Here is a 12,877-nt window from a genome sequence, read left to right on the forward strand (position 1 = left end):
ACTTTTTGCCGAAGTGGTGAAACTGGCATACACGCAGCACTCAAAATGCTGTGAGGGCAACCTCGTGTGGGTTCAACTCCCACCTTCGGCACAAAAAATCCGCTCCATACAGGGCGGATTTTCGTTAAAGATTAAGGATTATTTTTCTATCTTAATCGCTTTGCCGTTAATCAGGGCGTCGGCGATTTTTTGGTGGGCGGATGCCAGAATGCGCGCGAAGGTGCTTTGCGAGGTGTTCATTTTTTGCGCGGCTTGAATTTGCTCCAATCCTTTCAAATTTTTCAAACGCAACGCTTCCATTTCTTCCAGCGACATTTCAACCACTTCCAAACAGCGCACGGGTATCCCCTGCGGTTTAAAATAATTGACTTCCGGATTAAATTTTATTCTGCGGCACAATCTGGGCCTGACCATAATTTTATAAAATTTTTCAAAAGGGTCCGACCCTTTTTAAAAAGGGTCGGACCCTTTTGAGATTAGCAACCGATTTACGGCTTTAAGCGTTGTTTTTCCGTTCCAATTTCCGCATTGTTAAAAAATTTATTCGCCGATCGATTTGACTAAATACATCATCAATATTCCGGCGATAAACACCGAAAAAGAAATCATTGATTTTTTAAAATTCATTTCTTTGCGAATTTCGGGCATCAAATCCGACGCGGCGATATAAACAAATCCGCCGGCGGCAAACGGCAAAAGATACGGCAAAGCGCTTTGCAAATGCGAAAAGAAAAAATAGCCCGCGATACCGCCGATCACCACGGTCATCGCCACCGCGTAATTGATCAAAAGCGCGGTTTTCTTTTTAAATCCCGAATAGACCAGCACGCCGAAATCGCCGATTTCTTGCGGAATTTCGTGAATCGCCACCGCCAGCGTCGTGGATATGCCCAGCGCGGGATTCACCATAAATGTGCTGGCAATCGTCAGTCCGTCAATAAAATTATGCACCGCGTCGCCCGCGAGATTCATATATCCGAAAGAATGTATTTCGCAGTCGGCTTTGTGGCAATGCCGCCAATGAATAATCTTTTCCAGCAAAAAGAAAAAAACGAACGACGCCAGAAACACGCCGAACAACAATTCCGATTCCAGCTCTTCGGCCGCTTCGGGCAAAAGATGCAAAAACGCGCCGCCCATCAAAGCTCCCGCCGACAGCGACACCAAAAACATTAAGATTTTTTCCAGAATTTCTTTTTTAAACATCAAAAACAACACTGCCGCCCAAACGCACAGAGTAATCGCAAAACTCGCCAAAATAATCATTAGTAAAATTGCCATTGATGTTTTTTTATTCCGATTCCAGAATACCGCGAAAAATCTTTTTTTTCAAACGGCAAGGTGCCGCAAGATTCCGCCTTGCGACACCGCAACCGGCCATTTTGATCATTTTTCTTTTTTCAGCGCGGCGATTTCCTCTTTTATCGCTTTCAATTCTTCTTCCAGCATCACCGCTTCTTCCTCCAGCGCCGCCGCCTCATTCTTGGGAGAAATAAATCTCCGGCGGCCAAATCCCATTCCCATTCCGCGGCCCCAGCCGCAACCGCCTCCCCAGCCCATTCCGCCGCCGCAAGGACCCATTCCCCTGCCGGTGCGCGGGCCTTGGCCCATCGGACCGGTTTGATCAAATCTCGGCATAATTTTTATTTGAAATCCTTATTAAGAATTCCAAATCGATTAAAATTTTTATTCTTTTTATACCCCGTCAGCTTGCCGCGGGGAACAAAAAGAATGAGGATTCCAAAGGAAACATCCTTTGGTTGATGGCGGGGTTAATACCCCGACATCAATGTATTTTTTATCCCGACCTTTTAAGACGCCTTAAATTATGAATATATATTCATAACAATGTTTTGTCAAGCCAAAAGGGCGATTATGTCATTTAAAAGTAGTAATGTCATACTTGCGTCCAAGTAGAAATGTCATACCTGGTATGATTGGTGGATAAAACATAACCCACCAATATGGAAAAAGAATTATTCAAGATGACGCAAAAAGAGCTGGACAGGTATGAAGTAATAAGAAAATTGATCGCCAAAGAAATCACTCCGGGCGATGCGGCCAAGCAGCTGGGGCGGTCGGTAAGGCAGGTAAAGCGATTGCGCAACAAAGTGCGGGAGAAAGGCGCCAATGGGATCATTCACGGCTTGCGAGGCAAGCAAAGCAACAATAAGACCGATCTTAAAATCTGGGAAAAATCCGGACAAATAATTTCAGAAAAGTATCCTGATTTCGGCCCGACCTTGGCGCATGAAAAACTGGTTGAGGTTGAAGGAATAAAAATTGGCAAGCAGACCACGCGCAATTTAATGATCGCAAAAAAGATTTGGATGCCCAAACCAAGAAAACAAAACCAGGAATTCCGCTGCCAAAGAGAACGCAAAGAATCGCCGGGCGAGCTGGAACAATTCGACGGCTGTTACCACTTCTGGTTTGAGAAACGCGGCGATGAATCTTGTTTGTTGGCCTCCGTCGACGATGCCACCGGCCGGATCACCCGGGCGGAATTCACGGATAGCGAAAGCGTCATCAATGTGTTTCAATTCTGGAAAGGCTACCTCCAAGAATCAGGCAAACCGATAGCCATCTACCTGGATAAATTCAGTACATATAAGATCAATCACAAAAATGCAAAAGACAACAGCGAAATGATCACCCAGTTTCAGAGAGCCGCCCGGGAACTGGATATAACCCTGATCACCGCCAACAGCCCGCAAGCCAAAGGCCGAATCGAACGGCTCTTTGACACTTTGCAGGACCGGCTGGTCAAGGAATTGCGATTGCGCGGCATCAGCGATATCGCCGCGGCCAGCAAATTCTTAAAAGAAGAATTCATTCCGGATTTCAATCAAAGATTTTCGGTGATTCCCAAAAAGAAAAACGATCTGCACCGGCAGCTGCCCGATTTTCAAAGTTCAAATCTTGACGCGATATTTTCCGTCCAATCGCAAAGGCGGGTACAGAATGATTTCACGATAAGGTTCAAAAACCAATGGATACAGATCGCCAAAGAGCAGATCGCCACCGTGCGCCGCAAGGATGAAATTTTGATGGAAGAGCGGCTCGACGGATCGCTGGCGATCCGTCTGCGGGATAAATATTTAAACTTCAAAATCCTGCCGGCCAAGCCGTTGAAAGCCAAAGAATTGATTGCCGCCATACCGGCAAAAAGAATCATCTCCAAGCCACCGGCGGATCATCCTTGGCGCAAACAAATCGCCGCTGAAATCGCAAAAATCAATTGTTAAAATATTTTTCCGGAAATAACAATACTAATTCTACAAAAGTCAAGTATGACATTTCTACTTAAATTCCGGGTATGACATTTCTACTTGTATTTGACAGCCAAAAGGGCGATTACATGGAATCGCCCCTACAAATCCAATTCATATTCCCAAATTCGGTTCGGATGTCAAATCATCAGGGCTGGCAACCGCCTCCCCCCTTTTAAAAGCAAAGTAGCCCGCGACTCCGGCCATGGCCGCGTTATCCATTGATAAATCCGCGCCGGGCGCGAGAAATTTCATATTCAGTTCATCAGCCGCTTTTTGCATTGCCTCGCGCAAAGCCGCATTGGCGCTCACGCCGCCGCCGATAATGATTGATTTGGCGGCAAATTCTTTGGCCGCCCGCGCCGTTTTTGAAACCAGCACATCAACGATCGCCTGTTGAATCTCAAAACTCATCATTCGCGGATATTCCGGCGATTTTCGCGTTTCTTCGTTCTGCTTTTGATGCGCGTACAGCACCGCGGTTTTCAATCCCGAAAAACTGAAATTGTAATTTTTTTGGGCAATCATCGGCCGCGGCAATTTGACTTTGGTTTCCGAAGGAGCATCTAAAAGGGTCGGACCCTTTTTATTCAAAAAGGGTCCGACCCTTTTAGAATATTTTTGGGCATATTTTGCAATCTCCGGGCCGCCGGGATAGCCCAAGCCCAAAATGCGCGCGGCTTTGTCAAAACACTCGCCCGCCGCGTCATCTTGGGTTTGTCCCAGCAATTTGTAATCGCCGATGCCGCTAGCCAAGAACAACAGCGTGTGTCCGCCCGAAACCACCAAACAAACCGCCGGCAAATAGTTTTTGGCAAATTTTTCTTCGCCGATTTTCAAAGTTATCAAATTCGCCAAAAAATGCGCCTCCAAATGATTGGCTCCCGCCAACGGCAAGTTGTATTTCTTCGCCAAATCTTGCGCGAAATTTATTCCCGTCCATAGGCACGGATCCAAGCCCGGCCCTTGCGTTACGACGATAAATTTTAATTTTGATAAATCAAATTTTTTTGTCGCGTCTTCAAAAACGAAAGGCAGATTTTTCTGATGCTCGCGTTTTGCCAAAAACGGATACACTCCGCCGTATCCGGCGTGCAATTCGGTTTGCGAAGAAACAACATTGGACAGCGCCTCAATCTTCTCCAATTTCCCCTTATCCTCCTTTGCCCGCAAAACGCTGATTGAAGTGTCGTCGCAAGAAGTCTCAATCGCCAAAAAATACAGTTCTCCGCCTTTTTTTGCAAATTGCATAATTGCTTTAAATTACGAAACCATTGAATGCGAATGCTTTAAAGCGGTCTAACCCTTGCGATTACGCAAGGGATAGACCCCAAATGCAAAGCGGTTCGCAATTCAAGATAATTGATAATTCATTGAAAATTATTTTATATTTTCCAAAGCCAGCTTCACCGCCCCGATGACCGGATCGCCAACAACCACAAAATCAAACTTTTTGGGATAATAGCGTTCAATCTCATTCATCGCGGTATCAGCCACCCAGCGCGATTTATAAACCCCGCCCGCCAGCACCAACGGCACTTGCTCAAAAAAACTAAGCTTGGCAGCGGCCACGCGCACCGACAGTGCGATTTCTCTTCCTGCAGCCAGCAAAATCGCTCGCGCCACTTTGTCGCCGCCGATTGCCGCTTCATCGCATAACACCGCCAATTTCGGCAAATCTGATTTGGAATCTTGATACACAAATTTCAGCAACTTATCAATGTTGTTAAATTTATATTTTTTAAACACAGAATCAACCAAACTTGTTTTTTCGCCCCGGCCATCTACCGACTCGGCAACCGCTTGCATAACCTGGCTACCAATCCATTCCGCCGCACCCTTGCTTACCCATCCTTGATTATTAACCAAAACCTCTTTACCATTATTCCAACCATGCGTCGCACTGCCAGTACCCGCAATCGCAACAATTCCATCTTTTCCGCTAGCGCCGGAACAAAACGCAATAAACTGGTCAGAGCCGATACTCACTTTGCCCTTAAAAATTTTCGCTATTTTTTTATTCTTTTTAAGTTCCTTGATAATCGCAACTTTTTCGTTTTTATATTCTTCTTCCATCGCCGGCAAACCGATAAAAACGGCAACAATCTTGGCGTTCTTTCTTCTTTTTATGAGATCATAAATTCCTTGGGCAACATTCTCCATCGCCAATTTTGCCCCCGCGTTGCGCACGCTTGACCCGCCCGCCGCCGACCGCGCGACAATTTTCCCGTCCAAATCCGCCAGCGCGCACGCGGTCTTCGTCCCTCCCCCGTCCACCCCGATGACAAATTCATTCTTTGTTTTTTTGCCAATTTTCCTGTTTATCATTTATTATTTATCAATTGATAATTGAATTTACTATCATTCTACCACACCACACCTCCATATAAAAAAAGGAAGCCAATACGCAATTATCGCAATTGGCCATGGAGCATTAAATACTTAAATTTCAATTATTAAATGCAATTCCTTGCTTCCAATAATTTCGAAAGATATTTTTTGCTCATTTAAAATCTTTTCTAAACTTTCTAACTGCTCCGATGTCATTCTTATTGTCATTTTATTTCTCTCCATCGCAAAAACAAAACACAACACACGGATTATCTCCGTGGTCTATATTTTGCTTGATATTTTTTACTTATCACGCCTTGCCGAAAAAGTCAAATTTTACCGTCGTCGTCCATATTGCGCGAAACAATGGAGCCGGCGTTGATTTGGCAATTTTTGCCGATAAAGCGGGCGGGCAAAATGGTCGCGCGCGCCCCGATTTTGGAATTTTCGCCGATGATCGTGCCCAGGGATTTTAGCCCCGTGTCAACTTTGGCCAATACTTTCACACCGTCTCTCTCCTTTTTCACCCGCGCGGATATCGGCTCCCGATCCAGCCGCACATTGGCGGTGATCGCACCCGCGCCAACCCTCACTCCCCGATCAAAAATCGAATCGCCGAAATATCCCGAATGAACATGGACATCGGGCTGAAAAATCACGCGCCCCGCTTCGCAAAGCGCGCCCACCATCGCGCCATTTTCCAAATCGCAATAATCGCGCACGATTGAATTGTTGCCGACAATGGAATTTTCGCCGATGTAACACGGCCCTTTTATCACCGCGCCTTCGTAAATTTTTACATTTTCACCGATAAAAACATTGCCTTCAATTGTCGCGTTTTTAGCGACCCAAGCGGATCTGGCAACCGTTTTTTTGGTCAGAAAATTATCAAAAAGATATTTCCGAACCTTAAACAAATGCCACGGGTATTTAAGCGATATGCCCTCATAATCTCTATCCAATTCCACGATACGGGAATCGTTTTCCTTGGCATAGGCCAAAACCGCGGCTTCAAACTCTTTATTAAAATGAACCGTGCCGATAACTTTTTCCAAATAATCAAAATACCGATTGTCCAGCAAATAAATACCGTTAATCTTGATGTTCGACGGCTCTTTGCCCTGTTCCGGCTTTTCAATCACTTCCAACAGCTTGTCTCCCTCCAAGCGGGCAACGCCGTAAAGCCACGGATCTTTGGTTTCCTGCCCGACCAGCACGGTTCTGGCGCCGGTCCGGCGGCTTTTCTCCAACATCTTTTCGGCCGCGCCTTGGCAATCAACGCTGTGCGCGAATACCACGAAAAATTGCCCTTTGATACGGCTTTTCGCCGCGATCATCGCCCCGCTCATTCCGTTCGCTTCCGGCTGGATCGCGTAGCTGATATTTTTAATTTCGGGAAAATTTTTCAGTTCTTCTTCGATATCGCGTTTCAATCCTTGCACGATAACAATATCTTCAACGCCGATTTTCCGCAAACCGTCAATCGTATACCAAATCAGCGGCTTGCCCATAATCCGCAACAAGCTTTTGTGCCTTGGATTCAGCGGCCAAAATCGCAACGACTCCCCCCCGGCCAAAATCACCGCCTGCAACGATTGATTGTTTTCTTTATTATTGTCTGCCATTTATTATTTATAATTTTCTTGAATTAAGAAATCATTAAATACGAATGCTATTACAGGGGTCTAACCCTTGCGATTACACAAGGGATAGACCCCAAATGCAAAGCGTTTCGCAACTCAAAGTAATTTATAGCTCGTGAGTTTGAAAATTTCCCGGATAATTTTTAAAATGTTGAAATCAAATGTTGAAATCAAATATCAACAGCTTAAAAACTTTGTTGATATTTGATTTCAACAGCGTTACAGTTTTAATAATTTAAAAATATTGGCAATAACTTTTTTTGAATCATAGGCAAACTTATTTTTTTTGTAAATATCCCGACCGATAAATTTATTTTTTGGCAAATCATCGTCAATTGACAGCAATTCGCCAATCTCGGGATTTTCTTTGCGATACGAGTTCAAAATATCATCATCAATAATTCCATTATGATACAAAACGAAATCCAATTCGCTACCCATATATTTTTCCACTTCGGCAGCGAATTTCGCAATCGTGAACCCATGCGTTTCCCCGATACGCGCCACCGTGTTGCTCACCAAAATCTTTTTACCTTTGGATTTTTTAAAAATCGCCGGTGCATCTTTTGGCAAAAAACACGGCGCAATACTGGAATAAAGATCGCCCGGACCAAGTATGATCAAATCGGCTTCCAGTATCGCTTTTTTTGATTCGGGAAACATTTTTGATTCCGGTTTTTGAAAAATTTTCCCGATTTTCAAATTTGCGTCATGATTTTCCGACAACTCAATCTCCCGCTCGCCCTCAAGAATATCGCCGTTTTCCATTTCGGCAAAAATATGGGTCTTATCAATAATCATCGGCAACGCGCGGTTATCTCCAAGTTCCATAAATTCCGAAACGATTGCCATCGCTTTGCGATGACTTTTTAAATTCAATTCCAAACAAGCGATAAACGCATTGGACAAAACATGTCCCGTATGCCCGACGCCAAATGACTCATTGCCAAAACGAAACGACCAAAGCTGTTTTTTCCACTTAGGCGCATTGGACAACGCTAAAACATGGCGACGAATATCTCCGGGCGGCAAAACCCCGAATCGTTCCCTGAACTGGCCGGCCGCTCCGCCGCTATCCACCATTGAAGTAATCCCCGTCAATTGTACCGGATATTTTTTCAGCGGTTCCAAAATCACTTTAGGCATTAAATTACCGCCGCCAATGCAAACAATTTTTAATTTTTTATCAATCGCCGCTTTTTTTTGTTTTTTTTGCGCCATCATAGACAAAATCTAATTTATTCCTTAGAATGTATGATAATCCAAAAATACCTAAAATTCAATCTCATGAGCCAAAAATTTTTAGTCAAAGGCGGCAATCCGCTCAAAGGCCAGGTAACAATTTCCGGCTATAAAAACAGCGCCGGGCCGGTTTTGGCGGCAACGCTTTTGTCCGAAGAACCCTCCATCATTTCCAACTTGCCGCTGGTCACCGATGTGCTCAACCAGATTGAAATAATGAACCAGATCGGTTGCGAAATTGAATGGATCGACGACCACACCGCGAGGATCAACGCCAAGAATCTGGATCCGCAAAAAATTCCGTTCGGAGTATTTCAAAAAATGCGGGTTTCCGTACTGCTCATCGGCCCGCTTTTGGCGCGCTTCCGGTCGTTCCGCGTTCCCCATCCGGGCGGCGACAAAATCGGGTTGCGGTCGATTTCCACGCATCTGGACGCGTTTGAACAATTCGGCATCAAAGTCTGGCGGGAAAACGATTCCTATTGCTTTGAAGCTCCCAAAGAGCTGAAACCCGCGCACATTGTTTTAAAAGAATTTTCCGTCACCGCCACGGAAAACGCGATGATGCTGGCCGCCGGCATTGAAGGCACATCAACCATCCAGATCGCCGCGGCCGAACCGCAAGTGCAAGACTTGATAATGATGCTGGAAAATATGGGCGCCAAAATCCGCTGGAGCCACCCTCATACTTTGGAAATCCAAGGTTCGTCGAAATTAACCGGCGCCAGCCACGCGATTTGCCCGGATCCGCTGGAAACCGGCACCTTTATGATCGCGATGGCGGTCACCGGCGGCCAAGGAAAAATAACCAACACCAACCCCAAAGCCCTTACCTTCTTTTTGGAAAAAATGAAAGAGATCGGAGTGAATTTCACCGCCGCCGACAATTCAATCACCGTCAATCCGTCAAGCAATTTCAAAGCCGCGCGCGTGCAGGTGATGATCTATCCGGGATTTCCCACCGACCTGCAACCGCAAATATCGGTCCTGCTCACGCAAGCGACCGGCAAAGCCGTTATCAACGAACCGCTCTATGAAAACCGCCTGCGCCATTTTGAAGAACTGCGCAAAATGGGCGCGGACATTGAAATCACCGATCCGCACCGCGCGCTCGTCTTCGGCAAAACCAATCTTTTGGGTACCACCGTCGACGCTTCCGATATCCGCTCCGGCACCGCGCTCACCCTGGCCGCGCTGATCGCCCAAGGCCAAACCGTTGTGGAAAATATCGCCAACCTTGAACGCGGTTCGGAAAAATTCGATGAAAAACTGCGCTCCCTGGGCGCGGACATTGAAAAGATAGGAGAATAAAAACATTCAATCATTTAATCATAAAAAATCCGGCTCATGCCGGATTTTTGCATCTTGCATTCCGTAGGGGCGAAACCATGTTTTCGCCCGCATTCAAAATTCCAATGCCTTTATTCCCCCGCCATTTTCTTCGCTAATTCAAAAGTTTTAATATTCAATTCCAAATGTCGGGGCGCCACCGACGATTTGATCGCGGCCAACATCGCGTCCGGCGCCAGCGGAATCAAATTTTTGAACGCCGCCAAACACAACAAATAAACTCCCGATACCGCGGCGCTTCCCAGTTCCTTTTGGCAAATAGCGTTGGCATCGACCACTTCGATTTTTTTGGTGAACTTTTTCAAATTACCAATGATTTCATCTTCGGCCAACAACGGCTTTCCCGGAATCATCACTTCGGTTTTATTGATCAAATACTGCGTCTGCGGTCCGGCAAAATAGGCGGCTTTCAAACATTCCTGCATCTCCAATCCCACGATCAAATCCGCCTTCTTGGCTTCCACCAAAGGCGACCAAACTTTTTTGCCGAATTTGATGTGCACCTCCACCGACCCGCCCCGCTGTGACAATCCGTGTAATTCGCTGGTTTTGGCATCCAGCCCGCTTTCAACCGCCGCCTCGGCCAAAATTTCCAAAAGCGTAATTAGCCCCTGCCCGCCCGTGCCCACGATCACGCAATTGAATGTTTTCGATTCGGTTTCTTTTTTAATCGGTTTAATATTTTTTTTAGTCGCCATAGTATTAATTTATAAAGGTAAGCTTTATGTCCGCTCACATCAATAACCTTATTCTATTAAAATTTAAATCGTTTTACAAATTAAAAAAGAGCATTGAAAAATCAATGCAAATGGTCTTCTTTAATTGGATATTCTATTAATTCAATACCCCTTGGCTCAACTCCAGTCATCAATTCTCGCGGCAAGTCATATCTCTTTAACACACCGCTTTTCCCTTCCCCCCTTAATATAGGGGTAATTTTAAGCTGGCAGCTTGGGCATTTTTTTAGTATTTCGCCGTTCTTTTTTATCTTGTATCCGCAATGGGGACAACTCAACACCATTCTGTTTCTATCTTTATCTTCCATTCTCATCCAATCCCTCACAAGCCGTTTTAAATTCGACCTCTCACATTTTCATCTCTCTCACGCCGAATTATAAACGAGCTATGATTTTTGAATACCACTTTTTTAAAAAATGTAAAGGAGGCAGGGATGTATGTATTTAAATACATATTTAAATATGTACGCGCATTGCATTCGTATTGTAGGGGCGAAACCATGTTTTCGCCCGAATTTTTAATCCCGAATCCCAAATTTCGGGAAAAACCAAAACGGGCGATTACACGGAATCGCCCCTACGGATACGAATACCAAATTCAAAATACGGGCGAATAATCATTCGCCCCTACTTTGGCGCCACGAATTTGCACGGGCGGCGGGCGATAATTACCGAAACTTCGGGTTTTTCCGTGAATTCTTTCACGGTCGCGATGAATTCTTCGGATTGGCCTTGATCGATGATTTTCATATTTTCCGGTTTGACCCCGCAAGCCAGCACCATATTTTCGATCGGGATCGGACGGGGGGCATCCGCCGAATCCAGATGCGGCTGATGGCCGGTCATCGCGGTGATATCGTTGTTCATAATGATAATCAAGGGATTTGAGCCATTGTAGACCGCGTTTAGCAGTCCTTCAATGCCGGAATGGAAAAATGTGGCGTCACCGATGAACGCGATCACTTTTTGATCCGTGGATTTTTTTATCCCGTGGGCGATGCCGATCCCCGACCCCATGCAAAACATATAGTCATAGAGCTCATGCGGCGGCAACGCGCCGATCATATAACAGCCGATATCGCCGCCGAAAATAACCTTGCTTTCGTCCACCGCCTTTTTCACCGCCGCGAACACCAGCCAATACGGGCATCCGGGGCACAACTGCGGCGGCCGCGCCGGCAACTCAAATTTCGGCGCGAATTTGGACATCGCGTATTTTTTGCCCGTGAATTTGGCGATCATATTCGCCGCGATCTCCGGCTTCATTTCGCCGATCTGCGTGCGCAAATCAACGCCGTGGATTTGCAATTTGCAATTTGTATCCTTGGCCAGCATCTGCACCCGGCGCTCCAGATACGGCTCCATCTCTTCGACCACCAAAACTTTCTTCAATCCTTTGATGAAATCCTTGATTTTCTTTTCCGGCAAAGGGTGAAATGTCCCCAGTTTCAAAACCGGCAAACTGACGCCCAGCTCTTGCATCGCCTCTTGCATATGCAAATAGGCCACGCTTGAAGTGATTATCCCCAATGGCTGTTTCTTGCCCTTAACAATCCCTTCAACGCGGTTGAGCTTGCTCTTCTCGAAATATTGCTCCAATTTTTCTTCCCGTTCCAGCATCTCTTTTTTCATTTCGTGCAGGCGCGGCATCATGGTCACATATTTGCGCTTGTTCTTCGCGAATTCGCCCTTCAAATTGATTTTTCGATTCGGATCAAGTTCGCCCAGTTCAACCAGCGCCCGCTGATGCGCCACGCGCGTGGTAATGCGAATGATCACCGCGGTGCCGAATTTTTCCGAAATATCAAACGCTTCCATCGTAAAATCCTTGCATTCCTGCGCGTCGGCCGGTTCGAGCATCGGCAAATGGCTCAACACCGAAAACGGCCGCGTGTTTTCTTCGCTTTGCGCCGAACTATGGCAACTCGGATCGTCGGCCAAAAAGATCACCATCGGCGCCCGCGTGCCGGTATAAGCCAAGGGCAAAAGCGGCTCCAAGGCGACATTCAAACCGAAATTTTTCATCGCCACCAACGATTTGAGGCCGGAAAAATTCGCGCCGATCGCCGCTTCCATCGCGGTTTTTTCGTTGCTCGAAAATTCAAACAAAAATTTGGGATCGTCCTTTAATTCTTTTTGCAGCGCGAAAAAATTATTGCCGATCTCCGACGCCGGCGTCCCGGGATAAGTGGAAACAAACTGCACCCCGCTTTCCAGCGCGCCGCGGATGATCGCCTCATTCCCCAGCAACATCGCCTTTTTGCCTTTTTGGTTTTCCAATAATTTGTTCATATAATTTTTG

12 protein-coding genes and 1 tRNA gene are annotated in these 12,877 nt (G+C 46.0%); 3 read left to right on the top strand and 10 right to left on the bottom strand.

Annotated elements, in window-relative coordinates; translation table 11 throughout:
* The first annotated feature begins 7 nt into the window (after window positions 1-7).
* A tRNA-Leu gene (locus L7H18_04695) sits at window positions 8-91 on the top strand.
* A 47-nt stretch (window positions 92-138) separates the two neighbouring features.
* Here the strand turns inward: L7H18_04695 and L7H18_04700 are convergent.
* The 3 genes from L7H18_04700 to L7H18_04710 all read right to left on the bottom strand — a co-directional run bounded on the left by L7H18_04700 (window position 139) and on the right by L7H18_04710 (window position 1,638).
* Window positions 139-414, bottom strand: coding sequence for a DUF134 domain-containing protein (locus L7H18_04700; protein ID UMX47712.1), 276 nt, complete (start codon window positions 412-414; stop codon window positions 139-141).
* Window positions 415-540: 126 nt separating this feature from the next.
* Complete coding sequence (locus L7H18_04705; GenBank protein ID UMX47713.1) at window positions 541-1,281, bottom strand: ZIP family metal transporter; 741 nt, start codon at window positions 1,279-1,281, stop codon at window positions 541-543.
* 105 nt (window positions 1,282-1,386) lie between these two features.
* Entirely contained in the window at window positions 1,387-1,638 is a 252-nt protein-coding gene (locus L7H18_04710) for a DUF5320 domain-containing protein (protein UMX47714.1), read from the bottom strand.
* A gap of 326 nt (window positions 1,639-1,964) precedes the next feature.
* Between L7H18_04710 and L7H18_04715 the strand changes: the two genes are divergently transcribed.
* Entirely contained in the window at window positions 1,965-3,248 is a 1,284-nt protein-coding gene (locus tag L7H18_04715) for an ISNCY family transposase (GenBank protein ID UMX47715.1), read from the top strand.
* A 138-nt stretch (window positions 3,249-3,386) separates the two neighbouring features.
* On the opposite strand, the gene tsaD is transcribed toward L7H18_04715, so the two are convergent.
* The 4 genes from tsaD to L7H18_04735 form a co-directional block, all read right to left on the bottom strand.
* The gene (gene tsaD, locus L7H18_04720; protein ID UMX47716.1) at window positions 3,387-4,523 is read right to left on the bottom strand and encodes a tRNA (adenosine(37)-N6)-threonylcarbamoyltransferase complex transferase subunit TsaD; all 1,137 of its coding nucleotides are present in this window, start codon (window positions 4,521-4,523) and stop codon (window positions 3,387-3,389) included.
* A 129-nt stretch (window positions 4,524-4,652) separates the two neighbouring features.
* Complete coding sequence (locus tag L7H18_04725) at window positions 4,653-5,600, bottom strand: hypothetical protein (GenBank protein UMX47717.1); 948 nt, start codon at window positions 5,598-5,600, stop codon at window positions 4,653-4,655.
* A gap of 332 nt (window positions 5,601-5,932) precedes the next feature.
* The gene (locus L7H18_04730) at window positions 5,933-7,228 is read right to left on the bottom strand and encodes an NTP transferase domain-containing protein (protein UMX47718.1); all 1,296 of its coding nucleotides are present in this window, start codon (window positions 7,226-7,228) and stop codon (window positions 5,933-5,935) included.
* Window positions 7,229-7,465: 237 nt separating this feature from the next.
* Window positions 7,466-8,470, bottom strand: coding sequence for a 2-phospho-L-lactate transferase CofD family protein (locus L7H18_04735; protein UMX47719.1), 1,005 nt, complete (start codon window positions 8,468-8,470; stop codon window positions 7,466-7,468).
* A 63-nt stretch (window positions 8,471-8,533) separates the two neighbouring features.
* Between L7H18_04735 and murA the strand changes: the two genes are divergently transcribed.
* Window positions 8,534-9,799 (top strand): UDP-N-acetylglucosamine 1-carboxyvinyltransferase, encoded by a 1,266-nt coding sequence (gene murA / locus L7H18_04740; protein UMX47720.1) that lies wholly within the window; start codon window positions 8,534-8,536, stop codon window positions 9,797-9,799.
* Between the two features lie 110 nt (window positions 9,800-9,909).
* Here murA and L7H18_04745 read toward each other — a convergent pair whose 3' ends face one another.
* The 3 genes from L7H18_04745 to L7H18_04755 all read right to left on the bottom strand — a co-directional run bounded on the left by L7H18_04745 (window position 9,910) and on the right by L7H18_04755 (window position 12,867).
* Window positions 9,910-10,536: an indolepyruvate oxidoreductase subunit beta gene (locus L7H18_04745; GenBank protein ID UMX47721.1), complete on the bottom strand. Its 627-nt coding sequence runs from the start codon at window positions 10,534-10,536 to the stop codon at window positions 9,910-9,912.
* Between the two features lie 101 nt (window positions 10,537-10,637).
* Window positions 10,638-10,883 (bottom strand): hypothetical protein, encoded by a 246-nt coding sequence (locus L7H18_04750; protein ID UMX47722.1) that lies wholly within the window; start codon window positions 10,881-10,883, stop codon window positions 10,638-10,640.
* 319 nt (window positions 10,884-11,202) lie between these two features.
* Window positions 11,203-12,867 (bottom strand): thiamine pyrophosphate-dependent enzyme, encoded by a 1,665-nt coding sequence (locus L7H18_04755; protein ID UMX47723.1) that lies wholly within the window; start codon window positions 12,865-12,867, stop codon window positions 11,203-11,205.
* Window positions 12,868-12,877 lie beyond the last annotated feature (10 nt).

The organism is Candidatus Nealsonbacteria bacterium DGGOD1a, assembly GCA_022530585.1.
In the GTDB taxonomy this organism is placed as follows: Bacteria; Patescibacteriota; Minisyncoccia; order Minisyncoccales; family UBA5738; genus UBA5738.

Bases quoted from the DNA above. Each gene is read 5' to 3' on its own strand.
- L7H18_04700 (UMX47712.1), bottom strand. From the start codon at position 414: ATGGTCAGGCCCAGATTGTGCCGCAGAATAAAATTTAATCCGGAAGTC.
- L7H18_04705 (UMX47713.1), bottom strand. From the start codon at position 1,281: ATGGCAATTTTACTAATGATTATTTTGGCGAGTTTTGCGATTACTCTG.
- L7H18_04710 (UMX47714.1), bottom strand. From the start codon at position 1,638: ATGCCGAGATTTGATCAAACCGGTCCGATGGGCCAAGGCCCGCGCACC.
- L7H18_04715 (UMX47715.1), top strand. From the start codon at position 1,965: ATGGAAAAAGAATTATTCAAGATGACGCAAAAAGAGCTGGACAGGTAT.
- tsaD (UMX47716.1), bottom strand. From the start codon at position 4,523: ATGCAATTTGCAAAAAAAGGCGGAGAACTGTATTTTTTGGCGATTGAG.
- L7H18_04725 (UMX47717.1), bottom strand. From the start codon at position 5,600: ATGATAAACAGGAAAATTGGCAAAAAAACAAAGAATGAATTTGTCATC.
- L7H18_04730 (UMX47718.1), bottom strand. From the start codon at position 7,228: ATGGCAGACAATAATAAAGAAAACAATCAATCGTTGCAGGCGGTGATT.
- L7H18_04735 (UMX47719.1), bottom strand. From the start codon at position 8,470: ATGATGGCGCAAAAAAAACAAAAAAAAGCGGCGATTGATAAAAAATTA.
- murA (UMX47720.1), top strand. From the start codon at position 8,534: ATGAGCCAAAAATTTTTAGTCAAAGGCGGCAATCCGCTCAAAGGCCAG.
- L7H18_04745 (UMX47721.1), bottom strand. From the start codon at position 10,536: ATGGCGACTAAAAAAAATATTAAACCGATTAAAAAAGAAACCGAATCG.
- L7H18_04750 (UMX47722.1), bottom strand. From the start codon at position 10,883: ATGGAAGATAAAGATAGAAACAGAATGGTGTTGAGTTGTCCCCATTGC.
- L7H18_04755 (UMX47723.1), bottom strand. From the start codon at position 12,867: ATGAACAAATTATTGGAAAACCAAAAAGGCAAAAAGGCGATGTTGCTG.